This window comes from Dyadobacter sp. 3J3, from assembly GCF_009801115.1.
In the GTDB taxonomy this organism is placed as follows: Bacteria; Bacteroidota; Bacteroidia; order Cytophagales; family Spirosomataceae; genus Dyadobacter.
The window spans coordinates 35,546-53,254 of sequence record NZ_VTOL01000020.1; the positions used below are offsets into that span (position 1 = coordinate 35,546).

9 protein-coding genes are annotated in these 17,709 nt (G+C 40.0%); 4 read left to right on the forward strand and 5 right to left on the reverse strand.

Annotation, left to right across the window (positions count from 1 at the left end; all coding sequences use genetic code 11):
* Positions 1-41 precede the first annotated feature (41 nt).
* Positions 42-1,085: a hemin-degrading factor gene (locus FZF08_RS28370; RefSeq protein ID WP_159477134.1), complete on the forward strand. Its 1,044-nt coding sequence runs from the start codon at positions 42-44 to the stop codon at positions 1,083-1,085.
* A gap of 427 nt (positions 1,086-1,512) precedes the next feature.
* Here FZF08_RS28370 and FZF08_RS28375 read toward each other — a convergent pair whose 3' ends face one another.
* Positions 1,513-6,963: an alpha-2-macroglobulin gene (locus FZF08_RS28375; protein WP_159477137.1), complete on the reverse strand. Its 5,451-nt coding sequence runs from the start codon at positions 6,961-6,963 to the stop codon at positions 1,513-1,515.
* A 191-nt stretch (positions 6,964-7,154) separates the two neighbouring features.
* The gene (locus FZF08_RS28380; protein ID WP_159477140.1) at positions 7,155-8,378 is read right to left on the reverse strand and encodes a 4-hydroxy-3-methylbut-2-enyl diphosphate reductase; all 1,224 of its coding nucleotides are present in this window, start codon (positions 8,376-8,378) and stop codon (positions 7,155-7,157) included.
* 277 nt (positions 8,379-8,655) lie between these two features.
* Here FZF08_RS28380 and FZF08_RS28385 point away from each other — a divergent pair, with 277 nt between their 5' ends.
* The 3 genes from FZF08_RS28385 (at position 8,656) to FZF08_RS28395 (ending at position 10,950) form a co-directional block, all read left to right on the forward strand.
* Positions 8,656-9,222 (forward strand): RNA polymerase sigma factor, encoded by a 567-nt coding sequence (locus tag FZF08_RS28385; RefSeq protein ID WP_159477143.1) that lies wholly within the window; start codon positions 8,656-8,658, stop codon positions 9,220-9,222.
* A gap of 113 nt (positions 9,223-9,335) precedes the next feature.
* A complete protein-coding gene (locus tag FZF08_RS28390) occupies positions 9,336-9,926 on the forward strand; it encodes a hypothetical protein (protein WP_159477146.1) in 591 nt (196 codons plus the stop codon).
* Positions 9,898-10,950: a hypothetical protein gene (locus FZF08_RS28395; RefSeq protein WP_229216735.1), complete on the forward strand. Its 1,053-nt coding sequence runs from the start codon at positions 9,898-9,900 to the stop codon at positions 10,948-10,950. Before FZF08_RS28390 ends, FZF08_RS28395 begins: the two co-directional genes overlap by 29 nt.
* Positions 10,951-10,957: 7 nt before the next feature.
* On the opposite strand, the gene bshC is transcribed toward FZF08_RS28395, so the two are convergent.
* The 3 genes from bshC to FZF08_RS28410 all read right to left on the reverse strand — a co-directional run bounded on the left by bshC (position 10,958) and on the right by FZF08_RS28410 (position 17,706).
* Positions 10,958-12,508 carry a bacillithiol biosynthesis cysteine-adding enzyme BshC gene (gene bshC / locus FZF08_RS28400; protein WP_159477149.1) on the reverse strand — a complete coding sequence of 517 codons (1,551 nt, stop codon included), beginning with the start codon at positions 12,506-12,508 and terminating at the stop codon, positions 10,958-10,960.
* Positions 12,509-12,830: 322 nt separating this feature from the next.
* Entirely contained in the window at positions 12,831-14,648 is a 1,818-nt protein-coding gene (locus FZF08_RS28405; protein ID WP_159477152.1) for an acyl-CoA dehydrogenase family protein, read from the reverse strand.
* Between the two features lie 154 nt (positions 14,649-14,802).
* Positions 14,803-17,706 (reverse strand): putative Ig domain-containing protein, encoded by a 2,904-nt coding sequence (locus FZF08_RS28410; protein ID WP_159477154.1) that lies wholly within the window; start codon positions 17,704-17,706, stop codon positions 14,803-14,805.
* Positions 17,707-17,709: the final 3 nt, after the last annotated feature.

The window sequence follows — 17,709 nt, forward strand, 5'->3', positions numbered from 1 at the left end:
AGTAACATAAAAATCTCCGTATAATAAATTACCTATTCACTATGAAGACAGAAATAATATCTGACCGTGCAGCACTAAAAGATCGTTGGGCTGAATTTAAAGCAGAAAATCCTAAAACGCGTATCCGTGACGCGGCCAAGGAATTGAATACAACCGAAGCGGATCTGGTAGCCACAGGCTTGGGTGAAAACATAATTTTGCTTGAAGGAGATTTCCGTGAATTGCTAAAAGATGTGCCTTCTTTGGGATATGTGATGGCACTTACGCGCAACGATCATGTGGTGCATGAGCGCAAAGGTGTGTATGAAAATGTTTCTTTCAATAACCATGTAGGATTGGTTTTGGGGCCGGATATCGATTTAAGAATGTTCCTTGGCGACTGGAAATTCGGTTTTGCAGTTCACGAGGGAGATCGTCACAGTCTTCAATTTTTCAACAGTTTTGGAGATGCGACACATAAAATCTACCTGACTGAACAAAGTAATAAGGAAGCTTATGATGTTTTAGTAGAAAAATATCGTGCTGCTGATCAGGAAGCTATGCATTTGACGGCTGCCAAACCTGAGAAAAAAGCAGAAGAACCTGCCGGAGATATCGATGCAGCTGCATTTCAGGCTGAATGGCTGAATTTGAAAGATACACATGAGTTCTTCGGACTTCTTCGTAAATATAAATTATCAAGAAAAGAAGCGCTTCGCTATGCACCGGAAGGATATGCGTATCAGATCAAACCGGAAAGTATGAAAGCGGTTTTTGATGCAGCATCGGAAACGGAATTGCCTGTTATGGTTTTTGTTTCAAATCCAAACTGTATCCAGATACATACAGGACCTATCAAGAAGATTTTGGTTATGGGACCTTGGTTAAATATCATGGATCCGGCATTCAACCTGCATTTGCGCGAAGATGCAATTGATGAAGCATGGGTTGTAAGAAAACCAACCGAAGATGGAATCGTTACAGGAATTGAATTGATCGATAAAGAAGGTGTAATGTTCAACCAGTTTTTTGGAAAACGTAAACCAGGTCAGCCGGAATTAACAGCCTGGCCGGAATTGATCGAAAAGTCGGTTATTAAAAAATAAGTGTAAAAATAAATTAATGATTGAAACTCCGTAGAAAGGTAGTATGCCAAAATATAGGAGTAACAACCGCTCCATAGGAGCATCCTGTTTATAGAAAAGAGAATTCAAAGCCGGGAATTAGACTCCGTAGGAGTCGCCTGTTAAGTGCTGGGAATTTACGAATCTGGCAGGAGGCTCCTATGGAGCCAGAGAATTTAATTAAATATATTATTTCGCCATAGTGATTCAAATGGGCTGTTCCGATTCGGGGCAGTCTTTTTTGTTTTTAACCGTATGTGTTTAACCGCAATGGGCGCAATAGGTTTCGCAATAGACGCCAGAGTTTGATAATTAGAACTTTTGTTACCCGTCCGACAGGTATTGAAAACTTCAAATAACCCTTGCGTCCATTGCGAAAACCATTGCGCCCATTGCGGTTAAGAAAAACCTACTCGACCTTCAATTTCCCTCCGCCAGAATAACTTCTGTATTCTCCCTGATACATCGCATCCGCAGCCGCAGGCCCAGTTGTGAATATTCCTTTGGAAACAATCCGTACCTGATAATAAAATGACTTTTCAATTTTATCAGCCGTTGTAAAAAAATGAATCCGATCATCACGAATGTCATAATAAGTTGGGATCGCGGCATTTTTTATCCACGGCATATCGCGCGGCTCCGTAATTCTTGGATTTTCAATCTCAAAACCGGCAGGTAACAAATCCGTCACAACTACATTTTCAATCGGAAGTCCATTGGTACTTGAGAGCGATAATTTTACCACAACCAGATCATTCTGATGCAAAACAGAAACCGTTTTTCCATCCCGTGTCAGGTATTGGCGACGGATACTTAATCCCTGATCTTCTTCCACAAAAGTACCCGTTGCCGACATGCCTTCCGATTGAGCAAACCAGTATAAATCACCTTTTCCCTGTGTCGTTATAGCTAATTTTTGATTGACAATTCCTTTGGTAATTTTCAATTCCTTACCATCAAAAGCAGAGATTTTCTTTCCATTAATCAAGGCAGAGCCTGTTACCGTTGAGGCAGAAGTTTTCTTGGCCACTTTTCCCAACGCCAAAACTGCAAAACTGGCTTCCTGCGTGTTGATATAAGAAGCAGACTGGATTGCCTTCGATAATTGGCGGGCCAAAGGCGTAATCTGCAAATTATCTCCATCTGTTTCCAAAAGCGTGTTTAATACCAATCCAAGATTTCTCAACGGCGAGGAATAACTATCATCAAAAACGGCACTGCCATTTTGATATACATAACTTTTAGGTAAAATAGAATTGAAACTTCTTGTGTCACCAATCAACTGAAAAGCTCCGGCCAGCAGATAACGGGCATCAACCGTCAGCAATTGAGGATTTTGTTTATAATAATTCATCGCTGAACGGTTTGGTGAACCTGTAAGAGCAAGAACATACAACGAATAAAGTGTTTCCCGCCGAGCCACCGTTTTACGAATTTTGGTTAAAGATTCTTTGGGCAGATCATTATTTGTACTGGCAATCGCTATTTCCCTGGTCGCGGTTGTTCCGGTTTTGGCAGTCAAATAATCAATCGCTTTGCTTAGTGTTTTTGGATTTATTTCAAATCCAGCCCTGCGCGCCTCTTCCAGGAAATGAACGGCATAGGCAGTTGTCCACCAGTCTTCTACAACGGCCCCAGGCCACATGACGGCACCGCCATTAAATAATTGCTGAGATTCGATTTTACGGATTGCCTGCTGTACATTCGTAACCGGATTAAAATCACTTTCTCCTGTTTTGACGAGATATACCGGCGTAGCCATTGCTTTGGCAAGATCTGCGAAATAAAGCTGTGGAAATGCCTTTGAAATCGTTTGTTCCAGACAGCCATATGGATATCCCAGCAACGTTGAAAGTGCTTTTCCACCACCTCCAACAAGCGGAGAACGGCTTAGTACAACCTGACTTCCCGTAGTGGAAGGGATAAAATTGTGGGTAAGATTGATCAATCCCTGCTGTCCGCCCGCGATTACTCCGGAGCTGCTTGTTGTCAACAAAGGCGAAGCCGGACGAACCGTAATTTCGGTTTGTTGTGTAAAAGTTTCTCCAAAAGCATTCACCTTCACAATCACTTTTCCCACACCAATGGCAGCCAAAGCTTTTAAAGAAAATATAGCTCTGGTTTCTTTGCCAGCCGGAATACTCATTTTTTGAACAGCAGGCACGGAACCGGAATTTAGCGGTCCGCTCACTTGTAAGGTAACCGTTGCGTCGGCAGCTTTTTTCTCGGTATTACTGATATTAACAGGTAAAATCAACTCATCACCCGGACTTAAAAAACGAGGCAAACCGGCACTGATCACAACCGGATCTGCCACTTTCATATTTTTATTTGCAGAACCAAAAGCGTTGTCTTTATAGGCAACAGCCATAATCCGCAAATCTCCGCTGAACTGTGGAATGTTAATATCAAAAGTTGCTTCACCGCTTCCATTGGCAGTAATTTGTCCACTCCAAAAAGAAACCAGTTCCGTTCTTCCGTTGCTCAATGGATTAATTCTTTTTTCGAGATCATACCCGTCACCCCCAAAACTGGATGCGCCTGAAATATTTAATTCAGGGAAAAGCAACGCGTATAAATTATGACTGGTAACTTCCAAAGCCCGTTTTTGATAAAAATAGCCATGGATATCCGGCGTTTTAAAATTCTTGATTTGCAAAATTCCTTCGTCGACAACAGCAATTGTTACCTCTGCATTGGGCTGCGTTTTTATTTTGATCTGCTGTTTCGTTTTTGATCTTGACTTATCCACAGTTGTGATCGAAACAGGTAAATTTCGCTTTGAATCTTCTACCAAAACCGGAATAAATCCATTGGCAACCGTAAGCGGAAGATCTGAATTGTCAAGCGGCCGGATTAGCGTAGCCGTTACAAAAACATTCGGTAAATGTTCCTCTTTCAGGCTAAGTTTCAATTCAGCTGCTTTCTTTTCTGTCGTTAAAATGTGATGTTCCAGAACGCTGTTTCTTTCAACAGTTACCAGTAATCTACCATCAAAAGGTGTTTTGAAAAGGATTTTCGCCGTTTCCCCGACATTGTACTTTTCTTTATCGGTTTCCATTAAAACCCGTCCTTCATTGCTTACTTCAAAAGACGAATATTGGGTATAACCCGAACCATAAGCATAGAAATGGGAGACGCTGTAATGTTCCGCTTCCGGCCTCCGGATTCTTACCTGGTACTCCCCGGAAACTGTCGGGACATACCGAAAAGTATTTTTGCCATTGACGAGATTTAGAATGTTGGAGTACACAACTTTTTCACTTTTTCTGGAAGTATACGTTAGCTGTTCATTTTTCTTTTCTACAACAGTTTGATATTCAAGCCGGACGATCTCTACTTTTGCTTTGGCCCCGTTCTGCAAAACTCCTTTACTATTGACACCAACAATTTCAAACGGAACCGGCGCATTTACTCCGACATATGAATCGGGCAGATGAATTCCGTAAAAAACATTTTGTGTAAAAACATCAAAATGCTGCAAACGATTAACCGGGCGGCCGTTTTCATCAAAAACTGTAACATATATTTTCCCTTCCAAAACCCCAATATCTTTTATTCCGGCTGCCAACGGGAATTTTTCTGTTGCCTGTCCCTGCTCATTGGTAATTCCTTGTCGACGTTCTTTTTCAAAAGTTGTTTCGGCGGGAATATCAAAGGTGTATTCAGGAAAACCGGCTGCAAAAAAACTTTTTCGTTTCAGCTGGGATTCCATTTCGTATGTCCGGTTGCTGGCCGGCGGCCCGAATAAATTAAGCGCAGTTGCGGTTAATGAAATGGTATTGCCGGAAACATATTCCTTTTGCGCACCGCTCAAATCTACTTTGATGCGGTCTGGCATGAATTCTTCCACATTAACGGATTGGGAAGTCAGCAAAACATCATTGGCATTGTATACTTCCAAAACGTAAGTTCCGGTGAGCGCGGCCGTTTCCATCGCAACTTCCGTTTCCACGGCACCTTGTTTATTTGTGCTTTTGCGCCAGGTCCGGTATTCCCTTCCATTTGGCGTTACCAGTCTTAATTTTAAAGGAACTTCCGCCGCAACCTGCCAATTCTGATTTCTGATAACCGTGTTAAAATGAAGTGTTTCTCCAGGCCGGTACATATCACGCTGACTGTAAATAAAAGCCTGCAAACCGGAAGTATTATCGCGCTGTCCTTCCACTTCAAAACGGGAAGTTTCTACGCGGGTATCATCTAAAAGCAGATAATTAAAATCGTCTTTATTGCCCGCCGTAATCATCGCCAGTTTAAAACCAGGGGCTTTTTCGCCCAATTTTTCAATATGCGCAATACCATCACCATCCGTTGTGGCGGTAAAAATCGATTGATTATTGGTACTGATTAAGGTTATTTCAAGATTGGCCAGCGGTTCATTCGTTTTTATCGAATTGGCAAAAACCCAAAGCTCATCTTTTCCTTGTTTGGCAATCAATCCGATATCTGAAATTGATACCAATTTTGTGGCGCCCAGATAAGCTTCATCTTTTGAATTAACTGAAACAAGATAAATTCCACGACGACCATTATCATCCGGCAGCGCAATGTTTAATGCTGAAATTCCTTTTGCTTTTGGAAGGTTTTCGGTATCAATGACTTTATTTACAACGATATCCGTGAAATTATTTTCTTCGTCATTGCCATAGTTAAACGATCCGATAGATTTCCATTCTTCACCCACATACCCATATTCTTCCCAACGGTTTGAACGTACGTAACTAAGGATGTTATTGGCGTATAGTTTGGCAATTTTAACCTGAACTTTCGGCACATTCACAATCTGGACACCCATATTTCGCGACCCTTTTGGCGTCATGTATAATGCCTTTTTATTGGCAAAAGATATCCCGGCGGGCATTTTACCGAAGAAAAGATCACGCGAAGTTTCGTCTTCCAAAGTTTTTCCAAGTACGCCTTTTAATGTTTTGTTGATCAAAAGCGCATAGGTATCAGTTTCATTAAAATCACCTCTCAGAATGAAACCGTTTTCTGTTAATTCACTGGTCAAAGTTGCGGTTGGATTGATTGAAAATCCGGTTTCAATACTTTCTTTGATAATTTCTTGCGTTGTAATGACACGAACAAAAGCGGCGTTATTTTCAAAACCTGTCTTGATATCAGATACTTCCAGATGTAGCGGCGAAGGCAAACTGGTTGTTCTTTCAAGCGTTTCGTTGGTAACGTATGTGGTATTTTGTGCTTTTAATCCTTTGTCCAAAGTAATCTGCAATGGCACCGGATTATTATCTGCTGCGCCGCTATTAGCTAATGCCAGTGTAATTATTTTTCCTTCCGCAGAAGGAAGGATTTTATAAGAAACAGATTTATCCGACAGCTTTAATTTCAATCTTTCGGCAACATTTTGAGTGGTAACCGGATAATTGAAAATCAGTTTTAAACGCGCTTCCTGGCGGCTGGTTTCTTTTGAAAGTGTCCACCAGCTTTCCGTTTCAATTAATTGTAAATAAGGCGTGTGGAAATCTACCGTTTCGGTGGAAACGTCGTACTTTTTATCTGTTTTGGATTGAGATAATAATTTGTCGGTAAGTTTGGCTTTATAATTTGTCGCGGAGCCAAAACCTGCAACAGGCGAAAAAATCAGTTCATTCGGCGCGGACCATTTAAATTTTCCACGAACGGCTGGTTCGAATTGAATGTACTGCGTTGAATCCCAATCGTTAAGCTTACTTTCTGGAACGAGATCTTTATTAAAAGTAAAAACAAGATTTTGAGACTGGCCTATCTCATCTTTGAAGTTTGTTCCGGCAATTTTTACTTCATTTAAGGAAGAACAACTATTGAAAAAATATGCAGAAAAGAGAATAAGGAGGAGTAAAAGGGAAGCGTTTTTTTTCATAAGGATGTTAACGGAATTTTCAGACCAATAGAATTTATTTGCGGCAATAACGTTTTTTTATCCAAAATCCGGATATAAAAAACGGATGATTTTTTATAACTAAAAACCATCCGTCTAAATTAACTGTAATTGTGTCAAATCTTATTTTTGTCTGTCCTGATTTGTGTTAACGGTCAGAGAAATATCGTGAATCAGAACGCTTTCATGACTTCTTCAATTAATTTGATATCTTTGAAAAATGATAATAAACGCACTAAAATACCTTCTACAATGGCATCAGGGCACGAAGCTCCGCAAGTAAGCATAATGCGAACGGGCGATTTAACCGGTAAATAATTCTCCGAAACCGTTTCTTCCTTAGTATGCAAATTAAAATGCCTGATCAGGTTATTGTCAAGAATTTTATTAACAGATTCGATAAAATAAGTTGGCAGTTTTGCTTCACAAAGTTCTACCAAATGCGAAGTATTTGAACTGTTATAGCCGCCTGCAACGATAACGAGATCTGCCGGATGCGTCAATAAGGCATAAGTCGCATCCTGATTGTCATTGGTAGCATAACACAGTGTGTCGCGGGTGTTGGCAAAATGCGTTTCGACTTCTTCCGGACGGAGACTGTAATGTTTTGTCATTACATTTTTCAAATAATCTGCAATGCCTTGTGTATCAGAAGCAAGCATCGTCGTTTGATTAACCACACCGATTCTCTGCAAATCTTTTTCAGGATTAAATCCTTCTGAATATTGACCTTTAAAATCTTCAAAAAATTGTTGAGCCGGAAGTTCACCCGTAATATAGGATGCCAAAAGAATGGTTTGCTTCATATCCTCCACGACAATCGTGGGCGCATTCTCCTTACTATGTGAAAACGTTGCGCGGGTTTCTTCGTGATATGGCTTTCCATGAACAATAATTGAATAATCTTTTTGCCCGATTTGCTCTGCCCGATTCCAAACCTTTTCTACAAATGGACAAGTTGTATCGTATATGTAAGAATTAATTCCGAGCTCAGCCAGTTTCTTCTGATTTTCAATGGTTGTTCCAAAAGCAGGTACAACCACGATATCTTCCGGTGTCAGTTCTTCCCATGGAATGAGCTGATTGCCTTTGGTATCCATGATAAATTTTACGCCGCGATCCGTCAAATCTCTGTTTACATCAGGGTTATGGATCATTTCACTCAAAAGAAAAATCCGCTTTTCGGGATTTTCGGAAATGGCTTTGTAAGCAATATCAATGGCATTTTCCACCCCATAACAAAATCCGAAATGACGAGCGATCAGGAATTGCACCGGCCCAAAATCCAGCACAGTTGGCGTGAAATCACGTTTCAGTTTATCGTTTTTACGACGGAATTCCTTAATCGGTGTGATAATCTGGCTCCGGTAAAAATCGGGTATATTAAACGTCTTCATGTACAGATTCAGTGGATTGTAAGTAACAAAATAGGCTATTTTTAAGCAATAGTCAAAACGGGAGCTTTTCTTTTTGATAACAAATGAGGGATTGTGTTTGTTCAGAAACAATTATTAAAGTTAAAACATGATCGTATATAGAAGATAATTTTGATTGGGTTTGGCTAATAGCTAAACACTAATCGCTAACCGCCAACAAAATATTTTGTACCTTGATGCAACATCTTTATCATCTTCTGCCTCTTTAATACAGAACGTTCAAATCTAAACCTTCTGCTTGAAAACGAAATTGTACACCGACCAGCATGTGGACCTGGTAGAACGTTGTAAACTCGGAGAGCGCAAAGCTCAGTACGAGCTATACAAATGTTACTCGAAGGCTATGTTCAACATTTGCATGCGGATAATAAATCATAACGGTGAAGCAGAAGATGTCTTGCAAGAGGCATTCGTGGACGCATTTACGAACCTCCATCAATTTAGGCAGCAATCGACTTTTGGTGCCTGGTTCAAGCAGATTGTAGTAAATAAATCCATTAACCACCTTCGGAGCAGAAAGGTAAAATGGGTGGAAATGGATGAGTTTCAGGAAACGCTGGAAGACGGTCAGGAAATGGATGAAAGCTTCGGCTGGCATGAAAATGATACGACTCTGGAAGTGGAAAGGATAAGAAATGCAGTTTTGAGATTGCCTGATGGGTATCGTGTAGTGGTAAGTCTTTATTTATTTGAAGGATACGACCACGAGGAAATCGGGGAAGTTTTGGGAATCAGCGAAACGACGTCGAGAACACAATATATGCGTGGAAAAAGAAAGTTGACAGAAATACTCGGAAGAGCTTAACGGAAGGTGATCGCAACGATATCGAGATAACAGGAGTACTTACAAACAGTAGATAAACTAACAAAAACAGTATCATTTGAATCGAAACTTTACACTTTATATGTTAACAATCAATGAAAAAGTCTTCTGATAAAAAAGATCGTCTGGAAAGGTTTGTGCGGGATAATAGGGATGGATTCGACGTTTTCTTACCTCAGGATTCTTTGTGGGACCGAATCGAAAATAGTATTCCTTCGGTAGTCACAGAGCCGCAAAAAAAAGTAAAACGACTTCACAATCCTTATTTCGACTGGCGTATTGCTGCCGGAGTTATTCTGGCTCTTGGTGTCGGTTATCTCTTCTACCTCAACAAGGAATATGGTGTAACCCGTGATCCTGGCGTCGCACTGCAAGTGCCTGCTTACGCCCGTGAATTCAATCAGTACAATGTAATGATTGATGAAAAACGAAACGAAATCTTCAAACTGGCAAGCAGTAATCCTGAATTATACAAAGATTTTTCTGCTGATCTCAAAAGTCTTGAAAACAGCTACCAGAATCTCAAATCTGACCTGGGCAATGCTCCTAATCAGGAAGCGTTGATTCGTGCTATGATAGAAAATCTGCAATACCAGGTGGATTTACTAAATCAGCAACTGACTATTTTACAACGTATCAAAAAGGCAACCCAAAGCCATGAAAAAAATAATTCACCTACTGTTTAATCTTGCTTTACTATTACCTGCATACGCTTTTGCCTTGGGTCCTGAGGTTTCTATGCTTGTTGAAAAACGAAAAAATATTGTAAAGGTTTTCGAAGTAAACGAGCGCGATCAGCTGATGATCGATAACCAATACGGAGAGGTAAAAGTAAATCTTTGGAAAAAAAATGAGATCAAAATTGAAATCATTATTACGGCTTCCGCTCAAAGTGCTCCGAAGGCCGCAGAATATATGAATTCGGTAACGATTGGTGAAAGCAGGTCAAAAAATCTTATCGGGCTCAAAACCATAATTGATAAAAACAGTTTTGCTAGCAATGGGTGGAATGCGCTGAGGAATAAGGCGGGTGAAAAGAATTTTATCCAGATCGATTACACGATTTATATGCCAAAGGAAAACGAGCTTGTTGTAAAAAACCAGTTCGGAGATACTAATATACCTGTATTTGAAGCACCGCTTACCATTGATTCCAGACATGGGAATTTCTATGCAAACACGCTTGATAATTTGCAAAATGTTATCAATTCGCAATTTGGGAAGGTAGAAATCGGGAAAATGGAAGGTGGGAATATGGAATTCAAATTTTCAAATCTGAAACTTGATCAGGTCAACACGCTGATTCTTAACTTTAAAAACGGAGAGGTTTCGATCGGTGATGTCAATGATCTGACAACGAATATCAATTATTCAGAAGCCGTAATCGGGAAACTTCGTGGAAAGGGAAAGATCAATTTAAATTATTCAGACAATTTCCGGATGGAAGAACTTCCTTCTTCTGATGAACATTTAAATATTCAGGCTCAATTTTCTACCGTGACACTTCCGGCGGAATCGAACAGCTTTAATGTAACCGTTATGAATGGAAATTTCAGCTGTCCGCCTAATGTGAATTTTTCCAAACAACCCGCTAAACAAGAAAAAACGACCCGGAATCAATCCAAGCAATACCAGGGAAAAATAGGAACTGGCTCGGGTGCGAAAATTACCGTGATTTCCAACTATGGTGATGTGAAACTAAAAAACTGATTTTAAATTATTCCTCTATCAAAACGTTGTAACGGAAATCCAGTGGTTTGAAAGCGACCATAAGTTTCGAGATAAATGTTGGATCATTCAGGTAAAAATTCAAGAAATTGTCATAACGTTCCTGAGAAGATTTTCCAGGGAACAATTTGTATTTCAACGTAAGAAGCTGATCAATTTCACTTTCGTGATTTCTCTCCTCCGCCTTCTTCAAACGTTTTTCCAGATGTTCAAAAGAATGTCTAATACGCGTTTCTTCCGCCTTTACAGCACCGATCATGGATTTATCAATGGCGGTTGCCTTGTTTAGTATCGTTTCAAAAAGCGCGTAAAAAGATTCTTTTTCTTCATCAAGGTCCAAAATATTTGTTGAATGTGTTTCAACGAATTTCTTCCGCAGCGTTACTTCATCCAGAAATAGATCTTCATAACTGATTTGAAGTTTTTCAACTTTTTTACGTTGTTGTTCCGTAATATACATTGCAAAATTCCGTGGTATCAACATCGGAAAAGTTACATTGTAATGATCAAAAACGCCTTTAAGCTGCATCCAGTAAGGTACTTCCGAAGGACCGCCGATATAGGCAAGGTTTGGCAAAATAATTTCCTCATATAAAGGACGAAGCACTACATTCGGACTGAAATATTCCGGATGTTCCTCGGCAAGTTCAATGATTTCTTCTTCTGTAAATACAAGATCTGTATTTAAAACCCGGTAAAGATTATCTTCTTTGACAATGCGTTCTCTGAGGTTATCAACAAGATAAAATAAATTGATTTCACGTGCATTCAGCGGCGTATGGTAGCCAAGCGAAGAAAGTTTTGCAGTGGTATTCGTTACAATTTCAGCAGAAGTGGAAGTTGTAAGCTCTTCTTTAATAACAGGGAGAAAATGGCGTTTCAGGTCGGCGTTATCAGCATCCAGACAAATCAATCCGTCTTTTCCGAACAATTCGTGCATATAACATCGAACGGCATCGGATAATGTTTCACTTTCCAGATATGCTTTTGCAAATAATAAGGGCCTGTCTGGCAGTAATTTAAGAATGCTGTGAAGTTCTTTTGGATTAAGCCGACCAACAGCGCCTTTATGCTCGCCTTCCCATTTATGCGTTTGTCCGTATAAATGAAACGATGCAATTTCCGCGAAATCGTGATCTTCGCTGGCCATCCAGTAAACCGGCACAAAGTTATTTTCAGGATAAGTTTCCTTTAATTCCCTTGCAAGCTTAATGATGGTTACAATTTTGTAAATGATATAAAGCGGCCCGGTAAAAATATTAAGCTGATGACCGGTGGTTACTGTAAATGTTTTTTCGTCTAAAAGAATTGAGAAATCCGGCAGATATGGTTGTCCGGCGTACTGTTCTTCCAAAACTTTAACCAATGTCTGACGTTTTTCAAGACTAAAATCTGCTCTTTGTTTTATGATATCGGCGGCATTTTCAACAGTTGGAAAAGTGCCATAAAAGTCTTTTAACGAAGGTTTTTGATCCAGATAATCGAGAAGGAGCGTAGGGAACTGGCCCGTAGTACGCAAATCAACGGAATGAACAGTCATGAAAGGTGGTTTTTCAGTCTCAATTAAAGAATGCAATGTACTCAGAGTTTAGGGTGATATGCATAATGAAAATAAACCATGCAATCCGACTGAAAGTTCATGAAAAAAACTGAGTTAAACTACTTCGTTAACACTTGTTAAGCGACAGGGCCCCATATATCGGAAAAATTGACTAAAAAAGGCCGGAACTAACACAGCTCCGGCCTTTCAATTAATCGTCTTTGGTTTTTAGTTTTCCAGATTTTTATCTGGTTTTCTTCTTGAATAAGTTAGTTAGCTAGGTTAATAAAATTCTGTTTTATTTATTGGCTTAAAGGCCACATCAAAAAATATAATCATTTTTGGCAATCAGAGCCTCAGCAATCCGGCGACGTGCTTCTTTAAGGTTCAGCGGTTCTATTTTTGTGAAACGTTTTAAACCCATCAGCATAACCCTTAGTTCATCACTTTCAGCAAAACTGGTGATGGCCGATCTTCCTGCATTATTAATTTTCTCTACGGCTTCGTTTAAATAAACCTGGGCAATATCTTTTTGCAGCGCATTTGCCTCTGCACCAAGTAGATTAATTCTTTTTTCAACGCGAAGCAAAACAGATTCAGCTACGTATGTTTCAATCACCATATCTGCCAGGTTCATAATAATTTCCTGTTCGTCAGAAAGTTTGGTCATAAATTTCTGTACAGCGGAGCCTGCTACCATCAGAACTGCTTTTTTTAGGTTTCTGATCACTTTCTTTTCTGCCGCAAAAAGTGATTCATCCTCATCAAAACTAAAATCAGGGATCGACATAATTTCTTTTCCAACTGCCATGGCCGGTCCCATCAAATCCAGCTGACCTTTCATCGCGCGTTTCAAAAGCATATCAACAACCAAAAGACGGTTGATTTCATTGGTGCCTTCAAAAATACGGTTGATCCGGCTGTCGCGGTAAGCACGGTCCATGGGTGCATCTGCTGAATAACCCATTCCGCCATAAACCTGGACGCCTTCATCCACCACATAATCCAGTACTTCTGAACCATGCACTTTCATGATCGCGCATTCTATCGCCAGTTCTTCCAAGGCTTTTAATTTTGCTTCCGCATCGCTTAAACCTTTTTCTTTTAGCGTAATGATCAGGTCATCAATATTTTGACCGACACGATAGGCAGCAGATTCGGTAGTGAACATTCGAATCGCCATTTCTGCCAGTTTATGTTTTATAGCTCCGAAATTTGAAATAGAAGTTCCAAATTGTTTGCGCTCATTGGCGTAATTTATTACCTGACGTGTTACTTGTTTAGACCCGCCAAGTGCAGCGGCAGCCAATTTTATGCGGCCGATATTTAAAATATTTACAGCAATTTTAAAACCATTTCCTTGTTCGGAAAGCATGTTTTCAACTGGAACCAAACAGTCGTTAAAGAAAATCTGACGCGTATCAGAACCTTTAATTCCCATTTTGTGCTCCGGCTCATTCATAGTAATTCCACCAAAAGTTTTTTCTATAATGAAAGCAGATAAATTTTTATCCGTTTGTCCGCTTGCATCCACCACTTTGGCAAAAACAATAAAAACATCAGCAAAACCTCCATTGGTTATCCACATTTTCTGGCCGTTGATGACGTAATGTTTTCCGTCTTCGCTCAGTTTTGCTTTTGTTTTTCCAGAATTTGCATCAGATCCAGAGTCTGGTTCGGTTAAACAATAGGCTGCCTTCCATTCTCCAGAAGCAAGTTTTGGAAGATAATGTACTTTTTGAGATTCATTTCCATAATATACGATCGGAAGCGTTCCAATTCCTGTATGTGCTGAAAGAGCAACGGAGAATGAATTTCCTGCGCCGGTTGCTTCTGCTACCAGCATGGACGTATTAAAATTCATCCCAAACCCGCCATATTCTTCCGGCACAACCGTTCCCATCAATCCCAGTTCTCCAGCCTTATCCATGAGTGACGACATCAACTCAGGACTTTTTGCCTGGTCAATTTCGTTAAGTATTGGCCATACTTCCGTCCGCAAAAAGTCACGGCAGGTATTGGCAATCATCTGCTGCTCTTCGTTAAACTCTTCCGGAATAAAAATCTGTGATGCAGGTGTCTCTTTTATTAAAAATTCACCTCCTTTGATCGACGTTTTTTTATCTTCTGCAACAGCCATAATGATCGATATTTTAAAATTATTTTACCACTCCGGTGGCTATGATAGTATGCTTGCATACTATTTATTTTTATAACAAATATATTCTCTTTCAAATTATTATGCAAGCATACTAATAAGAAAAATTACTGATTTTGTTTAACAATTTTAACTACTATTTTTTGAAAACCCGGAACTGTTTGACAAGCTTTCCATCCGTTTCCACTCGAACATAATAGATTCCCGAGGTAAGACCCATTCGGGTTAGGTCCATATTAACAAGATTATCCTGAACGGTAATAAAATTATTGGAAACCGGCATATGCTGTCCGGTGCTGTAAACGATGGAATACTGAAACTGACCTAATGCCGAATGATCGGGCAGTTTGAAATTAAAAATATCCTGCACCGGATTTGGATAAAACTGCCATTCCGTTATATCCTTAGTAATATTGACCGAATCACCGGACGAAATACTGAATTGAATAGAATTTGTAACGACAGCCGAATCTTTATTAGAAGCGATAACGGTTAGCGTATATCTTCCAACATAAGGCGCAAACCCTGTTTCGCCTTCAAACAGCGCGTAAGGAAATTTGGACGTTGTAGATATTTTCCTGTAAGGGCCGTTCAAATTGAAATTGACCTGATCATATTCGAAATTTCCGTAGGCGTAAATATTTAATAAAGAAGGTAAAGAGCTGTAAGCCAAAACGTCATTTCCATTTAGTGAACGGATAATCGTTTGGTCAATGGCACGTCCTCCTTTAACGATTTCAAAACGAATAACCGGAATTTCAACTTTTATCACCAAAACCGTTTCAACGGACCCTCCTGAATTATCATAAGCCCGGATAATCAAGCGGTATTCTCCTTCTTCAGTTGGCGTACCAGAAAAAACATTAAGTGAAAAATCCAGCCAGGAAGGCCTGTTTTGTACCGTAATTGAGGAGATATATCCATCATTGTCTGCAAAAATATCCGAAGGCAGAATGAAATTAAATGGATGATTTACCTGGGCATATTTATCCGGAAAAGTAGCCGTGATGTAAGGAAGATCATTTAAAAACTGAGGTTCAACAACCTGTACGTTGAAATAAATTTCTACAAAAGCATCCTGATTATCGTACGCTTTGAATGAAATCCTGTTGTCGCCTGTTGTCGTTGGCCTGCCCGTAAGAACGCCGTTTGAAAATGTTAACCAGGATGGTAATTCACTGGCTTCTACTTTTGATATCGAACCATCACTGTCCATGAATGCTGTTTTAGGGACTGTAAAAGTAAATGGCTCATTAACGGCAACTTTAATGTTGGAGAAATTGCTGCTTACAGTCGGTGGTTTATTGGTGTTGTCTTTGCTTTCTACGCGTATTGTCAGATAAGCATCGGCCGTTGCACCTTCGTCATCCACGCCTTGCACCAGTATTCTGAAATCTCCCAAAGCCGTTGGTCTTCCTGTTAACTGTCCGGAATTAAATTTGAGCCATGTTGGCAATGTACCTACCCTCGAACTTACAATTGTACCGTCGCCATCAGAAAATGTATCAATAGGGAGTCTGAATGTAAAATCCTTATTAACTGCAATAATCTGCATTGGAATAGGCCTGAAAACGTAAGGCGCGTGATTGGCAGCATCCAGCCAGTATTCGGCTGTAAGCAAATCTTCAACCAGTTTGATATAAACCGGTTTTGGACTGGCGGGATTGGCATAGGCCTTTTTTGACCAGTCATTATAAACTACGTTCCAGGAGCCTCCCTTTTCAACTGCCGAAGACAATCTGAATCCGGTTGAGTCTTTATATATTACAGGCTGAATGGGTGTATTGAGCCAGCGCGTACCGGCTTGTCTTATCGTCGATTCCAGTTGCTGAATGTCCGATATTGTTGAAACAAGCAGGGCAATGAAATTTGCGCCGTTAGCAAAATTTTCATTGATTTGGGCCGCTGTTGCGGTGTATCCCAGGGATGAGTTATAAAAAGCTTCATTTCCTACAATAAAATCAGCAGGAGCCTCGCTTTTAAGCACATCCATCGAAAAATGATGATCGGCAGTAGGCTCGTCATTTGATTTGATACCATCAGCTTTTTCGCTCAGATCTTTGTAAGCAAGCGTTCCTCTGCTTGCGGATACATTATCATAAATTGAGCCAAAATCGGAAACATATTTTATTGTAGGATCAACTGATTTCACTGCATCAATCATTTGATTGATATAATTTTTCAGGATAATATGTCTGTACAAATACCAGTCTTTTCCAGAGCGCTGTCCAAAAGAAAGAAAAGGATCCCAATTAGCTGAAGGTACATATACCTGATCAAATGATTTGAACGATGTGCCCCAGAGATAATTGAGCCTGTCAATTTTTTTGTAATTAGTGCTGAGCCATGTTCGGAACCCCGATACCATGCTTGGAGAATAATCAAAGGTAGCAGGCTTTTCTTTTTCATCAATCAGATTCCCGGCCGGATATCCTGCTTCCTGCGTTGGTGTATTGGTAACAGCAATAAAAAGCAGGCTTTTTTGAGTCTGGAGATACTTATAACGCTGTGTAACTTCCTTTACAAAATTAACTCCTTTTTGGACAATTTCTTGCTGGTCAAAGCCAAAAGACGTGTCGTGATATCCGGAATTAAGTATTTTGCCAAAATTATCAATGGCCCCGTTTTGAGGTTTCCAGAAATTCTCGTAGCGTGTTGTATGCCTGCCCAGGTGGATGCGAATAGCCACTTTCATTCCAAGACTTGTCGCCAGTTTGACCTGGTCATCAAATCGACCCCATTTTGGTGTATCTGTTGGAGAATTAAGGTAAACTTTGTCCCAGGAAACAGTAAGATAGACGGTATTTAAACCATACTGTTTGGCCATTTTGATAAGATCCAGTTCGGGGCCCTGCGACTCATTTTCAGAGATATTAAGAAGCAGAAGAGCCATATGCCGCTGTGTATCAATAGCTTCTACACGGGCAGTATTTTTTTGTAAAACATTCCCGAAAGAATTGAAATGGATTAAAAATGCAATAAATCCGATCGCCACAGTAATTTTCCTGAGTGGAATCCAGGAAACTAAAAATTCATTCATATC

Excerpts from the sequence above, each read along its gene's own strand:
- FZF08_RS28370 (WP_159477134.1), top strand. The coding sequence starts at position 42 with ATGAAGACAGAAATAATATCTGACCGTGCAGCACTAAAAGATCGTTGG.
- FZF08_RS28375 (WP_159477137.1), bottom strand. The coding sequence starts at position 6,963 with ATGAAAAAAAACGCTTCCCTTTTACTCCTCCTTATTCTCTTTTCTGCA.
- FZF08_RS28380 (WP_159477140.1), bottom strand. The coding sequence starts at position 8,378 with ATGAAGACGTTTAATATACCCGATTTTTACCGGAGCCAGATTATCACA.
- FZF08_RS28390 (WP_159477146.1), top strand. The coding sequence starts at position 9,336 with ATGAAAAAGTCTTCTGATAAAAAAGATCGTCTGGAAAGGTTTGTGCGG.
- FZF08_RS28395 (WP_229216735.1), top strand. The coding sequence starts at position 9,898 with ATGAAAAAAATAATTCACCTACTGTTTAATCTTGCTTTACTATTACCT.
- bshC (WP_159477149.1), bottom strand. The coding sequence starts at position 12,508 with ATGACTGTTCATTCCGTTGATTTGCGTACTACGGGCCAGTTCCCTACG.
- FZF08_RS28405 (WP_159477152.1), bottom strand. The coding sequence starts at position 14,648 with ATGGCTGTTGCAGAAGATAAAAAAACGTCGATCAAAGGAGGTGAATTT.
- FZF08_RS28410 (WP_159477154.1), bottom strand. The coding sequence starts at position 17,706 with ATGAATGAATTTTTAGTTTCCTGGATTCCACTCAGGAAAATTACTGTG.